Source organism: Oxyplasma meridianum, assembly GCF_038024865.1.
Lineage (GTDB): Archaea > Thermoplasmatota > Thermoplasmata > Thermoplasmatales > Thermoplasmataceae > Oxyplasma > Oxyplasma meridianum.
The window spans coordinates 526287-543480 of the sequence record NZ_CP133772.1; the positions used below are offsets into that span (position 1 = coordinate 526287).

Genomic DNA, 17194 nt, shown 5'->3' on the forward strand with positions numbered 1-17194 from the left:
TGGTAATACCCAGTGAAATCTAGATTCCGTGGGGAAAGAGCCAATATTTATGGGTAACTTCATGATTTAGTGACATGCCTAAAATCGAAGGAAGACAATCCTTGAGATCCTTTCTTGATCAAGTTTCTAAAAGCAATTCATTAAGAATAGTATAAGGCGAAATTGACACGGAATATGAGATTACAGAGTATTCTCTTTTGACTGCTGCAAAAAATCCTTCACTTTTTTTCAAAAATATCAAAAATTATCTCGATTTCAGAATAGTCTCAAATCTTTTAGGTTTAGAGGATAGTGTCACAAAGGCCATAGGTTATAGCGATATATCGGAATTTCTCAGAAAATGAAATTCTGTTCTTACCGTTGATGATCTTTTTTCCACTGAATCACTGGAATCACAACCTCCTGTAAAAGAGACAATCAAGAATGGGGATGGAGTTGATATTTTCTCACTACCTATAGCCATACATTATGTATCCGACGGTTCAAGATCAGGTTATGGAAGATACATTACTTTCGGTTTGGTACCCACCAGGGACCACAGGTATGAAGAAATTTTAAATTTTAGCTTCACAAAGATTCAGCCTTTTGCAAGGGGCAGGTATGCATTTGATGCAGAAAGCCATGGAAATGTGTGGGGGTACCTTGACTAATGCAGGAAAAAGGGCTTAAAGTTGGACATATCTGTCTTAATAGGCGCACATCCCGTATTTTACATTCTTAGTCCTTTATTCACAAGAAACGAATATTCAAAAGGAGGAGAGGTTATAAAAGTCGGCTATACTTCTAGAATTTGAAACAAGCTCCCTGTATCTTCAGATTCTAAAATTTTTATAGAAGCTGAATGCCTTCCTGACGAAAGGTTTTAAGAAGGTCCCTTTGCTGAGCATACAGTTTATAAGGGGCAGGATTCCACAAAAAACGTGGCGCACATCAAAACAATAATGTCTAAGAAAAAAACAATATTTTATGATATACAGCCGTCCAATTCCTCAGAACATATCAATCTTTTTTTCCTTATCCAGAACCGCAGCCGTAACAGATGAAATAAAGAAGTTTATGCCAAAAGGCCCGTTGTATAATGTTTCATGATCACACTATGGATCGCGATTTCTCAGCCTGGCCTTTGTGGAGAATGGAAATATAAGCATTGCCAAACAGTCTGGTTCAGTAATTGTTGGAAACGATTCTCTATGGGGAAAGATTGTTTTTATCAACGATTGAAAGACAGAACCTAGCTTTAAAAGATCCTTAGTTAATCTTGCAGAAACTGATATTGAAGATGGATAAGACATTCTAATTTTCAGGAACATGTACATAATAAGTTCCGATATTACGTCAGATCCGGATAGAACTGCAGGCAAATTACTATTTCCCACATCTGGAAAACAAAGAAAAATTGTAAAAGATTCCAATAGGGAAAAGATGGAGATTGTTTTTGGCGATTCAAAAGTTGTAATATCTCATGAGATGTACGAAGATGGAAAGTTAAATCTGCAGATCGGCGAAGACATAGATCTCACTGACTTGGAAAAGGTTGGTTGGGCATTGGCCACCAGGATTAATCCGCAATATGACATGGAAGTGAGAAATAATAAAATATGCATGAAAGTCATCAAAAGTCATCCAGAAATTCCAGCAATTTCACCTGAAATAATGGATAAAGTTAGAAAAAAATGCACTACATTATTCTCTTATTATTCAGTCAATTGCTTCCAGTGCTATTATTATGATTGAGGCTGATGTCATTGCAATGTTAGTATAACTGTTTTTTCCGCTAAATTTAAGATCCAGCAGAGGGAGTGATGCAATTATACTTGAGTTCCGCAAATAATTTTTAATTAATTTTATTGCTCATTGAATATTTCATGGCTTCTACATGAGAATTCATGTCGATTGTTGTCCGTGCATCATGTATGCACGAATTACTATACTTGTTTTGTATATTGTATCATGTTCCTCCAAATATCACCCAATAGAAGAAGAAAGAATGTTTATGAGTACGCTCAGATAGCTGAACGTTACGGGGAGAATGGAAAACAGAAAACAAAGGTTCTTGAATACCTTGGTCCAGTGAGGAAAACATCTGACATGGAAAGATACAGGAAAATGAGGCGATGGTGAGAAAGGATCCGAAGGAATTCTCGCTTCTCCCTTCTCTGGAATATGGCATAATATATGCATCCATGTCCTTAATGGAGAAGAGTGGAATCCCCCGGGTGATCAAAATGAATTCAGGTGGCTATTCCCATATATTGAACTTCATGGTGATATCAAGACTGCTTGAAAACTGCTCTGATCTTGGACTTGTAGATCTCATTGACAGCGTATATTATCCATGGAATTATCTGCACCTTAGCGATGACAATATATACAGGGCACTTCACAGGATTGAATCAGAATAAGATTCCAATAGAAAATGAGTTATTTCATGCCCTGAAACCCCATGTATCAGTTGTGCATTACCAACTTACATCGTCATACTTCGAAAGCAGAGAGGATAACGATCTTGTCTTATTGGGATATTTTAGGGACAAGAAACGTGGTAAAGAACAGATGGTCATAGGTCTCGTCATGGCTGATTGCATCCCAATATACCATGAGGTCTGGCCTAGTAATACTGTGGGTCCAAAACACTGGAAAAGACCAGATCTATTATGAAGGAAAGATTCCACATAAAAAATGTCATCATAATAGTGGATCTGACATTTAAGAGATATCAGTCACTGAAGATTCTTGATAAGAATATGTATATAACAGCAGTATACAGGCATGATCTTCCATATTGCAATATCCTCATGGATACAAAATTTGATGAAAAAGACCTGTATGGTCATCTATACATCAGATCTGTGGATGTGAATGTCACAGATGTCATTGAGGATGATACCACAGAAGACGATAAAAGGCTTGCTGAAAAGAGGCGATACATGGCTGTATTGAACATGGAAAGGGAGAAGACAGATCTCGCCCATCTTGAGAAGAAGATGGCCATTGTGAAGGAGAGAATGACCGAAATATCAGATCCAAATAAGATGAAGAAATCCCTTGGAAATCTGAGATCACTTGTGAAATTCTGGGATCATGCCATTACAATGAATGAAAAAATATCCTAACTGAAAGGACTCGCAGGAAAATTCATGACAATGACAAATACCCGTCTCTCCATGGAAGATGTGGTGAAGTCTTATAAAGAACAGTGGATGATAGAAAGATCCTTTCCAACAGCAAAAGTCATTCCTAAAGATATGTTTGATAAATCACAGAAAGCCGGAATGGATCAAAGCACATGTGTTTGTCTGTGTTCTTTCCCTGATCATATCAAGGCTAATAGAGAAAAAAAGGGATCACCATATCCAGAAGTTCCAGGATACTCTCTTATCTCAAGGTCACACCTGTAAAAACAGAATCCGGTATCGTCATGATAAGATAAGAATCGGATAAAGCAAGAGGTCTACTCATAAAGATGAATATAGACTATCCTGAGAAGGTGGTTGGTGCAAGGATAGAAAACCAGTAACATGAACAACAGGTTTAGATGAATAAAGGATCAGCATGCATTTTCTCAAAAACTCTAGGCGGAACTCAAATTTAAAAGCATCCTGGAGCATTGCATTCTCAAGATCCTCCTCTGCAACTATCCCCTTGAGGCGTTCATTCTCTTTTTTCAACTTCCTGATGCCTGGTTCTATCTTTCCCGATCTGGTTCTGAGGCCTTCAATGCCAAGATCATCAAATGATTCCTTCCAGCGATAAAGCATGGATGGATCGATAGAATATTTTCTGCAGGTTTCCAAAACATATCCAATTTGCCTGATCTCGTCTATTAGTGCAACCTTCTCATCCACAATCCAATGTTTTCAAGCCATGTCTTTCTAATACTCCTTTAATATACTCCCCCGTGCCCGCATAAGTAAATGTTGTCCATTTATTTAAGGGGCCAGACCACCATGAATATAGCCTTCGGTCATTAATTATACAATTTATCATCTGTTCTAAGGATTCCTAAAAAAATGAGAGTTCTGAATTGGTTATGGAATCCAAGAAAACAAGTGGGGTTTTTAAAAATTGTGTGAAAAAAGTTTTTTAGGTGCTATAAAAAGAATTGCCCCTGGTTGGATCACAACTTGGAAATCTTAATATTAAACTCTTCAGAAATGTCGATTTTGCTAAAATCACACAGCATGAAATTTTCAATAACTACTCTCGTATCCGTCCGATCTATTTCATCAAGAGACATAAGATAACGCATATTTTCTTTATACGCTTCCTGATCTTTATTTAATGTGATAATGACAAAATCGATCTCGCCTAGGATTTCTAAAAGTGTGATGATCCCGCTGATTTTCAACAATTTACCTGAAAGAAGATCTGTGTAGTTCTTTTTATATTTTGCTTTTATAAAGGTTACTGCCAGAAAATTTAGTCCGAATTTGGAATAATCCACCTCTGCTCTGATTGATTTGATTACATTCTGCTCCTTTAATTTTTTTATTCTCTTGCTTATGGCAGAAGGAGAATTTATCCCGCATTTATCTCCTATTTCTTTCATGGGCATCTCAGCATCCACAGAGAGAAGTTTCAGTATTTTTAAATCTATTATATCCAATTCCATAACAATCTTAATGAATATATAAACTTCTCTAAATGGGTTAATTGAGGAATAAAAATTCCTATAATCACAATTTTCGGAATAAATTAATCTTAATTTTATAGTTGTAACCGTTTCTGTTAAAAGACTAAATATGATTTGGTAGTATCTTCGGTATGGCCTTCGTAAAAGGATTAAAAAAGAACACTGGAGGATTATGGACAGGGGTCTTTCAGGGGTTGGCTTATATAGCTCCTGCTGCCACTGCAGCATCATTCTTTGTAGTCGAAGCTGGTTATGTGGGGGCATCGGTTCCATTGACCTTCCTCCTTGCAACATTGGGCGTCGCGAGCGCTATGTACATGAACTATGAATTCTCAAAAAGAATTTCGCATGCAGGGGGGTATTATTCTTACATCTCAGCGGGATTGGGAGGTCGATTTGGCGGATTTGCCTCCATTCTTTATTATACTAATGTTATGGGAGCTTTGGTTGGTTTTTCAACACTTTTCTTTGCTGGTGTTGCATGGCCATTAATACCGCAGTTGGCATCAAATCCTTATGGCTGGTTACCTTTGGCTTTTATCCCTCTGGTACTGATATTTACATTGCTATATTTCGGGTTAAGACCATCTTTGTATTACACGCTCATAGGCGGGGTTATTGAGGTTGGCATATTGATTGCCTTCTCATTGTTCATAATATTAAGCCCAGCAACCCATAATTCATTTGCGCCTTTCTCATTGAACGGAATTTCAGCAAATAATCTAGGTTTTGGAACATTATTTGCCATACTTGGTTTCGTTGGACTCGGCTCCATTATTACCATATCAGAAGAATTGGAAACGCCAAAGAAGGTAGTACCAAAAGCAATAGTTTATGGGCTAATCATTGGGGCAATTACATATGTAATAAGCTCTTATGCTCTTGTAGTTGGCTGGGGTATAACGAATATCGCAACATTCTCAACTTCAACGAACCCAGGCTTTACAGTCATATCTAATTATCTTGGACCAATAGGTTTACTGGTATTTGTATTAATCACCTTAAACAGTTTCATTTCAAATGGAATTGCCGAGGGAAATGCATTCAGCAGAATTGGCTATGGAATGGCAAGAGATAATTTGGTATTCCCAAAAAGTATGGCAGTTACAGACAAAAAAACCGGCTCGCCTAGGAAGATTGTACTATTTGAGGCTCTTTTTGTATCAATCTCTAGCATAGTGGCTGGATTGATTTTTGGTCCTTTTATTGGGGCAACCATAGTTACAGCCTTAAACGGGTCGATTCTCTATGTAGTTCATATCCTTTCGAATTTCTCTTTGCCCGTTTACGGTAAGAATAAACTTAAATTTGGTGCAAGAAAATGGGTGCCTTTTTTAGCACTCCCCCTGCCGGCAACTGTAATTTATCTGTTCGCAATTTATGGGACCTTTGCTCCATTCCCGCCTGCATACCCCTATAATTACGCATTTTATCTGTTTATCTTTATGATCTTAGTCGGGATTGTTTTTGTTGTCTATCTTATGGTCAAGAAAACTCCAGAAGAGATCAGAAAAATCGGAAGCGCAGAAACTATTCAGGAGCACAGTGATGAATAATGACAACAGAAATATTAAAACTCGAACCAGAAAGAACTGAGGATGACCTCTCATCCTTATATTCCACAGTATCTGATGTGTTGAAGGATATAAAAAAAGAAGGAGATAGGGCTGTTTCAAAATACACTCTCAAATTTGATAAGTTGCAACTTGAAAAATTCCTTTTATCGAAGGATGAGATCGAAAATAAGATTAAAAACTTGAATCCAAAAACAAAGGATTTGATAGATGAGAATATTACGAGAATAACAAAATTTGCCAGATTTCAACTTTCAATGTATAGAGATATGCAGATCGAAGTTGATGGCAATGAAACTGTATTGGGTCAAAAAATAGTTCCTATAAGTTCCGCAGGCATTTACGTTCCTGCAGGAAGGTTCCCACTTTTATCATCCGCCCTCATGGGTATAATCCCGGCCAAAGTGGCAGGTGTAAAGAGGATAGTTGCAATGACTCCACCAGGAGAAAATAGGCCGGATATTGGTGTTTTGTATGGAATATATAAAGCCGGAGCAACGGAGGTTTACACAATTGGGGGTATTCAGGCAATAGGAGCATTGGCATACGGAACCGAGACGATAAAGCCGGTAGATAAAATATTTGGTCCAGGAAACAAGTATGTTAATGAGGCAAAGAGACAGGTTTTTGGCGAGGTTGGTATTGATCTTCTGGCTGGACCTAGCGAAGTCTTAATAATTGCCGACGAAACTGCCAATATCGATTTGGTTGCATATGATTTGCTTGCACAGGCTGAGCACGATATCGCTGCAAGGAGTTGTCTCGTTACTACTTCTAGGGAAATGGCCTTGAAATTGAAAAATGAGATGCCAAAATACATTGAGACACTTGCTACGAGAGAAATATTACGAGTTTCATGGAAAGAGAAAGGAAGCATTATTTATTGCAACAATTTTGATGAAGCTCTTGAATACGCAAATAATTATGCCCCAGAGCATCTTGAATTACATGTCTCAATTAAGCACAGGGAAGAAGCATTTGAAAAACTCGACAATTTTGGGAGCCTGTTCATGAATCAAAACACTCCAGTTGTTTTCTCTGACAAATTAATAGGAACAAATCATACCCTCCCTACTAATCGTGCTTCAAGATATACCGGAGGATTGAATGTTGGAGCATTCCTCAAAGTCTTAACTTTTCAGGAGGTTTTGGGTGAAGTTGCATTAAAAGAACTATCTAGAAGGGCTTTTGAACAGAGCAAACTAGAAGGACTCTCTGGTCATGCTAAATCTGCTGAATTAAGGGCAAAATTATTTAAAGATATTCGGATAAATAGTGGTGAGGAATGATGCAAAAAGAGAATGAGTGGAAAAGTATGATGGATGCTCCCGTAATAAAGGGAGAAATTCCTGGAGAGAAATCAAAACTAATGCTTAAAGAACAGGAACTTTATGAAACTAGTTCAAGAACATATACCGACACATTCAAAATAGGTGTTAATTATGGAAAAAACGCAACCATAGTGGATGTGGATGGAAACGTATTTATTGATCTGTTTAGCGGGGTGAGTGTTCTGAATATGGGGCATGCAAATCCAGATGTATTAAAAGCTATAACTGAGCAGGCGTCAAGAATAACGCATATTACGGAGGTACCAACAGAGGCCAGAATAGCTTTTCTAAAGACACTTAATTCAACACTTCCAGGGAAAATGAGGGATAACTCAAAGGTGTTTACAACTGTAACTGGTGGTGATGCCTGTGAACTTGCGATTCAACTCTCCAGATTGATAACAAAGAAAAAGGTTATTATCGCCTTCGGAGGCTCATATCATGGAATCGCAGGAAACATTGTTTCGACAACAGCAAACTTTCATTACCGCGACAACTCATTCAATTCATACACTAACACTTACCATATACCGTTCCCATACCCATACAGATTTCCGATAAAATCGGAAAATGAGGATATTTCAAAAACTGTAATAGATTATCTTGAATATTTAATAAAGGACCCATATTCAGGAATCGGGTCTGTTGCGGGTGTGATGGTAGAACCAATTCAAGGGGAAGGAGGATATGTGGTACCCCCTGATAATTTTATGCCTATGCTAGCGGAGTCCACTAAGAAACTCGGGGTTCCTCTCATAGTTGATGAGATACAAACTGGTATGGGAAGAACTGGAAAGATATGGGCGTCTGAGCATTCCCGAATTACCCCGGATATTATGTGTATTTCCAAAAGCGTGGGAGGAGGCATTCCGATCTCCATGATTGCATACCACAAGGAATATGATGTGGAAATCCCTAAGGCATTCCATTTAGGCACATTCAGAGCAAATCCAGTAGGACTTGCGGCAGGCAATGTAATATTGAATAAACTCAAGAACGAGGAGTTTCTTAATGAGGTAAAACGTAAGGGTAAATTCATCATGGAAAAATTAATCTCCCTTCAGGAAAAATCCAAATTCATAGGTGATGTAAGGGGTAAAGGACTTATGATCGGGGTTGAATTTGTCAGGGATAAGAAGTCTAGGGAACCAAATTCAGAATTGGCAATGAAAATAAAAAATCGGATGTTTAACAATGGTGTACTTATACATACATGTGGTCATTTTGCCAATGTGATAAGATTCATGCCTCCCCTTACCATTGAGATGAAGTTACTGGAAAAAAGCATGGAAATATTTGAAAAATCTCTTTATCAGGAATCATCCTGAAAAAATTTATTCCATTTCTTTCTCAATCATATCTGCAACGTTATTTGCATCCTGACTTCTGATCTTTCTGAGATTTTCTATGATTTTTATCCTATCAGCAACACTCCTATTTTGACTCATTTTGAATTTGCAGATTTTTTGTTCTATCTTAATTCTAAATGCTTTCACGCCATTGCTCATATTCTTGAAATAGCCCTCTTCCATTCTTTCTTGCATATCATTATCAATAAGATAGAAATGTAACATCTCTTTCAAAATAGTAACGTTTTCTCCTAAGTCAAGCAGTTCGAAAATTCCTTGAACATGGACCGTAGAGTAATCCCAGGTTGGAACTGATTCTGAAATATTATACCATTTCGGAGAAATATAATGATGTGGACCATCAAAAACACATAATGTTTTTCTGTTTTTGGCTATTTTCCAATGATCATTAGCAATTGCCATATGTCCATATAAGTATTCCCCATCCTCTTCCTTTTTATACACCATTGGAAGATGGGTAGTGCGGAATTCATCATCATAATATGTGATCATAACCCCAAAATTGTATTTTTTAATAAAAGAGATGATTTTTTCGTCATCATTTATCTCAAAATTTTTTGGAACATACATTCTCATAAATTTGCATGACGTTATTAAAGTTAATGGAGTTGCCTAGGGCAGTAAAAGGGTGTTAACTGCAATAATCAGTAATTAGATAAGAGTGATAATAATCATTACAATTTAACCTAAGTTTAGTATATTATGAAAAAACTCTTTTTACAATGTATTTTTACATGATAGTGCAATTGGATTGTTTTTGTTAGTTGGTTAATGCGACATGTTTCCTGTCTATACAGTACATATTAATCCTCTTATATCCTCAATTTCACGCTGTTTCGAAAAGGAATGATGTCAAATCTTTAATATAAACTTGAGTTTCTCATGATGTTTTGATGAAAATTGTCAGAAGACACTTTATCTCAGAGAATTTGATAGCGATCTTACTGTTATTTTGTTAGTGTGTCACCTATAACTTTTTTTGGATAGGTAAAATAAGAAGTGATAGTATCTGATTTGCATTTTCCCATCCCCGTCTGAGTATCAGTTTTCCAACTGGAATTATCAACGGTATTGCTTCCAGTTTTGAAAGAGTACTAATAATATGAGACATTATTGCATTCGTTCTCTTTCAAATAAGCCTTGAATGGATCAAAGCACATGTGTTTGTCTGTGTTCTTTCCCTGATCATATCAAGGCTAATAGAGAAAAAAAGGGATCACCATATCCAGAAGTTCCAGGATACTCTCTTATCTCAAGGTCACACCTGTAAAAACAGAATCTGGTATCGTCATGATAAGATAAGAATCGGATAAAGCAAGAGGTCTACTCATAAAGATGAATATAGACTATCCTGAGAAGGTGGTTGGTGCAAGGATAGAAAACCAGTAACATGATCAACAGGTTTAGATGAATAAAGGATCAGCATGCATTTTCTCAAAAACTCTAGGCGGAACTCAAGTTTGTAACCACCACGGTTCCTGTCAGAAGGCTGTTAATGAATAGCAATGTTACCACGATTGCAGCGTTTTTTCCAATAAATATATTGATTATATGGGCTCCTGGAATAAGTCTTTCCGCATATTCATCCATTAGTACAAAACCCCATGCTATGGTAAAGTAAAATGATCTGAAAACAAAAACAGTCCGAGACTTATTACTGTAAATACCATGGATTTGCCTATTTTCTTCCTGGGAGATACGGATCCCTCTCCAAATGTGGCGGATGCACCAAAACCAAAGAACGCAGTATAAATCAGCATAACTCCTATACCAATACCACGAAGTTCGTTGAGTGAATATTTTGTATTGAAAACACTGGTTTTGTTAATTGAACGATGTGAAATCAGGATATATATTCCAAATGCACTTGTTATTGCAATTTCAATTATTGCAATAATCATAGTATATCTGGTTGATCCACGTATTCCAGAAATGGATACAAATAGCAAAACAAAAGGGTCACAAGTAAAAGTGGAAACCACGAATAAGAGGGAAGTTTAACCCCAAAAACATAACTTATAAGGGGTGGAACAAAGACTGCAACACTCAGTGCTATAAGACAAAGGGCCATTATCTGGTAAAATATGCAGAAAAACCTGCAAAAAGTGCCGGTCTCACTCCATAGCCACGCTTAGCACAACCATAATATCCACCTGATCCGGCAACTTTTGCAGATATTATTCTGATTATAAAAGCATTGATCATTACGAAACAAAAAAAAGCGATTAGAGCAACATGCGGCAAAGAACCCTGGGCATATACCTCTGGGCCTATAAGTGCCGCTATGAAAGCTCCTGTTGAAGCCGCACCTGCAACATCCTAAAACATGCTTTCCTTAAGTTTTATTGAGTTTTCCCTTAGTCTATCTGACATTTCATGAATTCCAACTTGTCATTTCCAGTATTTCGTTTGATAACTGTTTACATTTAGTAAAGTAAACACATATTTTATACATACCGGTCATTATTTAAGCAGTAAGGTACAAACAACTATATTTTAAATGTTTAACAGTCTCACTCAAGAATATTGAAATTTGGGCATTATATCATAGAATAGCCAGCTCAGTCTCATTTGAAATGTAAACTGCAGTTGAATCAGGTTCGGTTTCAACGGATCTGTAAAGTGGGTTGGCGGTTCCTCCTATCTTGAATTCTCCTGGTAAATTGACTGCAATGACGTTTCCCTTAAAAAGAGGTGTCTGGTAAAGAAGTCTTTTGAAAAAATCAAGAAGCTCGGTATTCAGAGAAGGGTAGTTTCGTCCAGCCGCAATTAATTTTACTGCTTTTGCAGGAACTGGATCAACTCTGAAGACATCAACCAGGTCGTTAAGCTTAGAGCCACAGTTCTCTCTCATAATAGAATCTATCCTTATTTCTGACTTTCCAGAATCCTCTTCCCTCATTTCGTAAACTCTTCCTATTGCCAAATTATTTCCTTTTACAGCAACACAATCATTAAGCTTTAAATTCAGAAGATTCATAGTCTCTTTATCTATCCTCACCCTTGATTTGAATGGGTCCAGTGAGTTCGCTTCTACTACTTTTAACTTTATGGATTTTTCCTGGTTCATTGTACTCAGTGGATAACGAACACGGTTATAGTTTTGTTTAGACAAACTTTCAATATTTAGCGGAAGGAAATGATGGTGTCATTAATTTTGTTTGAGTTCTAGCACTTTCATCAATAAATCTTTAGGATAGGAAGAAGAATGCCACCAGTAAAAGGTCATGGAACATCCTTTCATTTTTATGAAATTTCTCACAATTTTGGTATTGGATATGGAGATTATACAAAAATTCAGTATCATGTCCAAAAAGTCTTTTAAATTAAATGATAACAGTGTACCGTTTATCTTATAAATTATGGATTAGATTGTAATTTTGTTACCATCCACTTTAACTGGATAAATTTTCAGATCTTTTCCTTAGAATTCACAATAATGTATTTTACCCCATTGATTATTTTTTGTACGGATTTTTAAAGATTTTTCACGGAGGATTTTATGAACATTAATTTAACAGATGCTGTAGATTAAGGCTCCTTTCAAATTTTTGCAAATGTATATTATTATGCGGATATTAAAACCAAATGTCGAGATTTCCACAATGGAAGTATATTGCTGTTTCAAGTTTTCCCCTTTCGTGTATAATAAAGCTATATTCTGAATTGTTGCTATATTTGAGTTGCCGCCATGTGCAGTTATCCTCTTGATCGAGATAGGTATTCAGTCTCAAGCTCTTTGGGGAGAAGGTGAAATTTGACACAATCCATGGTTTTTCTATGGAATACAGATCCTCATAAAGTTTTTCGTCATTGATGCATGCAGAAAAAACATGTATCTTTATTTTACCCAAGATATTGCTGGATAAAGCATAATATCTAATAAAAAGTACACTTCCATATTCCATACAAAAGTATTATCGTGCCCCACAAATAGCATTCTTAAAATAAATCTTATGCGAAGGGCCGGATTCGAACCGGCGGATCCCTACGGAAACAGATCTTGAGTCTGTCGCCTTTAACCTAGCTCGGCAACCTTCGCTCTGACCTCGTATGAATTTGCACTTTATCTTATTTTTCATTCTGAAATGGCAAAACTTAATTCTGACAAGAAACTCTTGAGCTATGAAAGCTACTTATAATATCACTATGGATGAAGAATTGTGTAAAAAATTTATTAAAACTTTCAATCAGGATAACGACAGTACCATAAACACAAGATGTGAATGTGGGAAACTTGTGATAATTATAAACGACTTAAAAATCTCAAGTCTTTACAACATAACAGATGATATACTGAGAAATTTAAATACATTTGATAGTGTACTGAAAGAGCTGTAAAATTGAAAAGGTCCTGCACAATTCAGATTTGAAGAACTTTCAAATAGTCTTTCTGATTCTTAAAATGCAGTGGAATGGCAATAATTCTCTGATTATCTGAAGAGAAGAGACCTGAAGGGTGTGGAACTTGTCATATCTGATGGGCATAAGGGAATAATGGAATCTCTGACAAGATCCTTCATGGGTGCAGCATGGCAGTACTGTCATGTGCATTTCATGAGGTATCTCATGAAACTCATACCGAAGAAGAAGCAGTCTTCTGTGATGCAGATGGTGAAACAGGATCTTGAGAATGAATCTCTTGTATCCAGGGCACATGATATCCATGTTGAATAAGATCTTGATAAAGCATCAGAGATGTTTTAGATATACTGTCCATATCTTTACAATTAACATGCATATGGATATTCAAAAATGAGAAAAATAAAAACAACAAATGTACTGAAGAGAATGAATTGTGGAATGAATTCTGAATTAAAGAAAAGAACAGAGAAGATGGAAGCATTTCCATCGGAACAGTCTCTATTGAGACTGGTTGTCTCTATAATGATAGATAAACGAGGAGTGGATCACTGGAAGAAAGTATTTGGACATGGAGGTTGATTGGGATTGTGCACAATCTTTTCGAAATTACAGCAGATCATGTAAACTATCACATTTGAAAAAATTTATAAAAAAATTATGGATTATTGTTCAGACTCTTCCACGTTTATGGAAAGTTTCTCAGTAAGTTCTTTGTATCTGTTTCTTATTGTTACTTCAGTGACTCCGGCAACCTCTGCAACTGCCCTCTGTGTTCTTCTTTCACCGGTCATCAGTGATGCGATGTAGATTGCAGCAGCAGCAACACCCGTAGGCCCCTTCCCTGAAATAAGGTCGTTCTCCTCAGCACTTTTAAGTATCTCTGAACCTTTCTTACGTGCCTCCATGGATAGCTTAAGTTTGCTGCAGAATCTGTTTATATAGTCCTCAGGTTTGGATGGCATTATGTTCAGTTTCAGATATCTGCTCATTATTCTGTATGTTCTTCCAATCTCTTTCTTCTTTACTCTCGTTACAGTTGCTATCTCGTCCAGCGTTCTTGGCACATTGGTTATCCTGCAGGCAGCATATATGGAACCTGCAACAACACCTTCAATACTCCTTCCTCTTATCATGTTCTGTTTTACGGCCTTCCTGTAAATAACAGCGGCTGTTTCCCAGACATCTTTAGGTATACTTAGATTGGAAGCCATTCTCTCAAGTTCCTGCAAAGCCTGTGAAAGATTCCGCTCTGCTGCGTTTGAAACCTTTATCCTCTTCTGCCACTTTCTCAGCCTGTACAGCTGAGCCCTGTTTCTTGTAGGGATAGACTTCCCATAGGAATCTTTGTTTTTCCAGGATATGTCCGTAGAGAGACCCTTATCATGTATGGTAAAGGTCATGGGAGATCCAGTTCTAGCTCTGGCATCATTCTGTTCCGAATCGAATGCTCTCCATTCTGCCCCCTGATCTATGAAACTTTCGTCTATAACTATTCCACAGCTGTTACAGATCAACTCACCTCTTTCATAGTCACGAACCAATTGCGTGGATCCGCATTCCGGGCATTTCTGAATTTCTTCTATCTTTTTATTGACTTTTTCGTTCTCTACCATCTTATTTCACCTCTAACATCTCAATATTACTTCTTCAACCCCGGAAACATTTTCCTTGATAGTTACAAGAGCGTAAGGGTCTTTAACAGGTCCAAAGATCTTTGTGATTTTACCAATGTTTGAATTGTTTCTGTTGAATACACCAATATTCATTCTAAGGCATTTCTGGGGTTTGATTACCAGTTCTCTCCCTTTACCGCCTATCACTTTGCATGTTTCTTCCATGTTCTATTGTTAATACAATGAAATTATATAAACATTACGCAAAATTATTACTATGTTTAATTATGGTATTAAAGTATTAGTGCATAGATATAGTCATTTATGATGTAAAACGAAGACTTTTTACAAATTAAAAGGTTAATTTAAGCCATTTTACAATAAGGTATGTTCTGAATATTGCGAAACAAAAATTTAAATGCTTATCAAAAAGGTTTAATACAATCTGTAATGTAGTGCATTATATACTGTATAAAGGTGTACAAATGGCTTCTAAAATGAGTGATGATGTGTCAAAGAGATGCCCTGAATGCAATTCTGAGCATCTTGTGAAAGATTATGAGAGGGGAGAACTGACGTGCAACGATTGCGGTATGGTACTGGAGGATTCTATTATTGACCAGGGACCTGAATGGAGGGCTTTTGACTCTGAACAGGACGACAGGCGTGCAAGAACGGGTTCGCCAATGACTTTTCTCAGCCATGACAAAGGTTTGGCAACGGAAATTTCATGGTCCAACAAGGACTATTATGGAAAACGAATTCCGCATAAAAATAGAGCCCAGATATACCGTGTAAGAAAATGGCATCAGAGAATCAGAGTAAGCAATGCAGCAGAAAGAAACCTGTCCCTTGCCCTCCAGATGCTCAATGATAACGGTGCAAAGCTCGGAATACCAAAGGATATAAAAGAGACGGCTGCCCTTATTTACCGCAGGGCAGTGGAAAAGAATCTTATCAGGGGGAGAAGCATTGAAAGCATAGTGTGTGCTTCAATTTACGCTGCTTGCAGAATGATAAACCTCCCAAGGACTCTGGATGAAATATCCAAGGCTTCAGAGGTTAACAAAAAGAAAATAGGAAAGGCATACAGGCATCTTGCAAAAGAGTTGAGCCTGAACCTTAAACCTACAACTCCATATTCCTACATTGCGCAGTTCTGCAATAAATTGGAACTGGACAAACAGGCAATTGTTGTCAGTGAGGATATTGTGAGAAAATCCATTGAACTGGGAATTTCCTCAGGAAAAGGGCCAACAGGAGTTGCGGCAGCTTCCATATATATAGCATCAGTAATGGTGGGAAAACCAAGAACACAGAAAGAGATAGCCAGAGTTTCAGGTGTTACAGAGGTAACAATCAGGAACCGTTACAAAGAGATAAGTAAACACCTTGGTATTCCTGAAATGGAATAGATATGAAAATAGACGTGATCGATAACGGCGGTCAATGGACTCACAGGGAATGGCGGGTTCTTAGAGAATTAGGTGTGGAGAGCAAAATTGTTCCGAACACTGCCGATACACACGAATTGGACGGCCTGGACGGGCTTGTTCTTTCAGGTGGGGCCCCGAGTATAGTTTCCGAGTTGGGCAAGCTGGGAAACATTAGCAATTTTTTTAACCATCATGATTTCCCAATTTTTGGGATATGTGTGGGAGCACAGTTCATTGCTTTGCATTACGGTGGTGAGGTAGGTCCGGGTGAACACCCCGAGTTCGGCAAAACAGAGATTAATTTTTCACAAACAGAGGGAATACTCCGTGGAATTCCAGCAAAGATTATTGCATGGGAAAACCACAATGATGAGATTAAAAAACTTCCTGAAGATTTCAATTTGTATGGTTATTCCCGTTACTGCAAGGTTCAGGCTTTCGGACATAAAAACGAAAGAATATTCGGGGTGCAGTTTCATCCGGAAGTTGAAAATACACAGTTCGGAAAGGAAATTTTTAAAAATTTCATAGATATCTGCAAAAGATAGTATGCCGAGGAAAGCCAATATTTTAAATAGCATTTCCGTTATTATATGATGGTATCCATGCTTGCAGAGATAACTGAATTATACGACACCAAAGTTTACAGCGATAAAGGAATTCTCATTGGCGCAGTTAAGGACATCATTCTGGATACAGATGAACAATCTATCTATGGGCTTTACATAGAGAATACAAACCAGGACCTCGTTGAGGGTGGTTCGGCAATAAGTATTCCATTCAGGTGGATCAAGGCTGTAGGTGAGATTATACTTCTCAAGAAGTTCCCGCAAAAGGTTAAGGTACCGCAGACTAAGGATGAAATCTGACAC

Annotated in this window: 22 protein-coding genes, 1 tRNA gene and 1 pseudogene; 14 read left to right on the forward strand and 10 right to left on the reverse strand. The window is 37.3% G+C overall.

Going from position 1 to position 17194, the window contains the following annotated elements; all coding sequences use genetic code 11:
* The first annotated feature begins 161 nt into the window (after window positions 1-161).
* The 7 genes from OXIME_RS02730 (at window position 162) to OXIME_RS02760 (ending at window position 3113) form a co-directional block, all read left to right on the forward strand.
* On the forward strand, window positions 162-344 hold the full coding sequence (locus OXIME_RS02730; RefSeq protein WP_393972236.1) for a hypothetical protein: 183 nt from the start codon (window positions 162-164) through the stop codon (window positions 342-344).
* Window positions 345-386: 42 nt separating this feature from the next.
* A complete protein-coding gene (locus OXIME_RS02735; protein WP_393972237.1) occupies window positions 387-650 on the forward strand; it encodes a UbiD family decarboxylase domain-containing protein in 264 nt (87 codons plus the stop codon).
* A gap of 658 nt (window positions 651-1308) precedes the next feature.
* Complete coding sequence (locus OXIME_RS02740; protein WP_393971950.1) at window positions 1309-1734, forward strand: hypothetical protein; 426 nt, start codon at window positions 1309-1311, stop codon at window positions 1732-1734.
* A 216-nt stretch (window positions 1735-1950) separates the two neighbouring features.
* On the forward strand, window positions 1951-2121 hold the full coding sequence (locus OXIME_RS02745) for a hypothetical protein (RefSeq protein ID WP_393971951.1): 171 nt from the start codon (window positions 1951-1953) through the stop codon (window positions 2119-2121).
* The gene (locus tag OXIME_RS02750; protein ID WP_393971952.1) at window positions 2115-2402 is read left to right on the forward strand and encodes a hypothetical protein; all 288 of its coding nucleotides are present in this window, start codon (window positions 2115-2117) and stop codon (window positions 2400-2402) included. Before OXIME_RS02745 ends, OXIME_RS02750 begins: the two co-directional genes overlap by 7 nt.
* Entirely contained in the window at window positions 2359-2658 is a 300-nt protein-coding gene (locus tag OXIME_RS02755; RefSeq protein ID WP_393971953.1) for a hypothetical protein, read from the forward strand. The genes OXIME_RS02750 and OXIME_RS02755 overlap by 44 nt, the downstream gene beginning before the upstream one ends.
* Complete coding sequence (locus OXIME_RS02760) at window positions 2655-3113, forward strand: hypothetical protein (protein ID WP_393971954.1); 459 nt, start codon at window positions 2655-2657, stop codon at window positions 3111-3113. Before OXIME_RS02755 ends, OXIME_RS02760 begins: the two co-directional genes overlap by 4 nt.
* Before the next feature lie 342 nt (window positions 3114-3455).
* Here the strand turns inward: OXIME_RS02760 and OXIME_RS02765 are convergent, their stop codons facing one another.
* Window positions 3456-3845, reverse strand: coding sequence for a helix-turn-helix domain-containing protein (locus OXIME_RS02765; RefSeq protein ID WP_393971955.1), 390 nt, complete (start codon window positions 3843-3845; stop codon window positions 3456-3458).
* 272 nt (window positions 3846-4117) lie between these two features.
* Window positions 4118-4606, reverse strand: coding sequence for an Lrp/AsnC family transcriptional regulator (locus OXIME_RS02770; RefSeq protein ID WP_393971956.1), 489 nt, complete (start codon window positions 4604-4606; stop codon window positions 4118-4120).
* Window positions 4607-4764: 158 nt separating this feature from the next.
* On the opposite strand from OXIME_RS02770, the gene OXIME_RS02775 reads away from it, so the two are divergent.
* The 3 genes from OXIME_RS02775 to OXIME_RS02785 are packed head-to-tail and all read left to right on the forward strand — an operon-like array spanning window position 4765 to window position 8866.
* Window positions 4765-6189, forward strand: a complete 1425-nt coding sequence (locus tag OXIME_RS02775) for an APC family permease (RefSeq protein WP_393971957.1) — start codon at window positions 4765-4767, stop codon at window positions 6187-6189.
* Window positions 6189-7496 carry a histidinol dehydrogenase gene (gene hisD / locus OXIME_RS02780; protein ID WP_393971958.1) on the forward strand — a complete coding sequence of 436 codons (1308 nt, stop codon included), beginning with the start codon at window positions 6189-6191 and terminating at the stop codon, window positions 7494-7496. Before OXIME_RS02775 ends, hisD begins: the two co-directional genes overlap by 1 nt.
* Window positions 7496-8866, forward strand: a complete 1371-nt coding sequence (locus tag OXIME_RS02785) for an aspartate aminotransferase family protein (protein ID WP_393971959.1) — start codon at window positions 7496-7498, stop codon at window positions 8864-8866. The genes hisD and OXIME_RS02785 overlap by 1 nt, the downstream gene beginning before the upstream one ends.
* A gap of 6 nt (window positions 8867-8872) precedes the next feature.
* On the opposite strand, the gene OXIME_RS02790 is transcribed toward OXIME_RS02785, so the two are convergent.
* From OXIME_RS02790 to OXIME_RS02815, 6 genes are all read right to left on the reverse strand, one after another.
* Window positions 8873-9478, reverse strand: a complete 606-nt coding sequence (locus OXIME_RS02790; RefSeq protein WP_393971960.1) for an FMN-binding negative transcriptional regulator — start codon at window positions 9476-9478, stop codon at window positions 8873-8875.
* Window positions 9479-10351: 873 nt separating this feature from the next.
* On the reverse strand, window positions 10352-10498 hold the full coding sequence (locus OXIME_RS02795; protein WP_393971961.1) for a hypothetical protein: 147 nt from the start codon (window positions 10496-10498) through the stop codon (window positions 10352-10354).
* A 17-nt stretch (window positions 10499-10515) separates the two neighbouring features.
* A complete protein-coding gene (locus OXIME_RS02800) occupies window positions 10516-10890 on the reverse strand; it encodes a hypothetical protein (protein ID WP_393971962.1) in 375 nt (124 codons plus the stop codon).
* Window positions 10891-10978: 88 nt separating this feature from the next.
* Complete coding sequence (locus tag OXIME_RS02805) at window positions 10979-11113, reverse strand: hypothetical protein (RefSeq protein WP_393971963.1); 135 nt, start codon at window positions 11111-11113, stop codon at window positions 10979-10981.
* A gap of 340 nt (window positions 11114-11453) precedes the next feature.
* Entirely contained in the window at window positions 11454-11978 is a 525-nt protein-coding gene (locus OXIME_RS02810) for a hypothetical protein (RefSeq protein ID WP_393971964.1), read from the reverse strand.
* An 887-nt stretch (window positions 11979-12865) separates the two neighbouring features.
* A tRNA-Leu gene (locus tag OXIME_RS02815) sits at window positions 12866-12950 on the reverse strand.
* A gap of 419 nt (window positions 12951-13369) precedes the next feature.
* Between OXIME_RS02815 and OXIME_RS02820 the strand changes: the two are divergent.
* Window positions 13370-13852 (forward strand): annotated as a pseudogene (locus tag OXIME_RS02820) (transposase).
* 83 nt (window positions 13853-13935) lie between these two features.
* Here OXIME_RS02820 and OXIME_RS02825 read toward each other — a convergent pair.
* The gene (locus OXIME_RS02825) at window positions 13936-14886 is read right to left on the reverse strand and encodes a transcription initiation factor IIB (RefSeq protein ID WP_393971965.1); all 951 of its coding nucleotides are present in this window, start codon (window positions 14884-14886) and stop codon (window positions 13936-13938) included.
* A 12-nt stretch (window positions 14887-14898) separates the two neighbouring features.
* Window positions 14899-15111 carry a hypothetical protein gene (locus tag OXIME_RS02830; protein ID WP_393971966.1) on the reverse strand — a complete coding sequence of 71 codons (213 nt, stop codon included), beginning with the start codon at window positions 15109-15111 and terminating at the stop codon, window positions 14899-14901.
* A 260-nt stretch (window positions 15112-15371) separates the two neighbouring features.
* Here OXIME_RS02830 and OXIME_RS02835 point away from each other — a divergent pair, with 260 nt between their 5' ends.
* Genes OXIME_RS02835 through OXIME_RS02845 form a run of 3 tightly spaced genes read left to right on the forward strand, consistent with a single transcriptional unit; the run spans window position 15372 to window position 17191 of the window.
* Window positions 15372-16301 carry a transcription initiation factor IIB gene (locus OXIME_RS02835; protein WP_393971967.1) on the forward strand — a complete coding sequence of 310 codons (930 nt, stop codon included), beginning with the start codon at window positions 15372-15374 and terminating at the stop codon, window positions 16299-16301.
* Window positions 16302-16303: 2 nt separating this feature from the next.
* The gene (locus tag OXIME_RS02840) at window positions 16304-16870 is read left to right on the forward strand and encodes a GMP synthase subunit A (RefSeq protein ID WP_393971968.1); all 567 of its coding nucleotides are present in this window, start codon (window positions 16304-16306) and stop codon (window positions 16868-16870) included.
* A gap of 48 nt (window positions 16871-16918) precedes the next feature.
* Window positions 16919-17191 (forward strand): PRC-barrel domain-containing protein, encoded by a 273-nt coding sequence (locus OXIME_RS02845; RefSeq protein ID WP_393971969.1) that lies wholly within the window; start codon window positions 16919-16921, stop codon window positions 17189-17191.
* Window positions 17192-17194 lie beyond the last annotated feature (3 nt).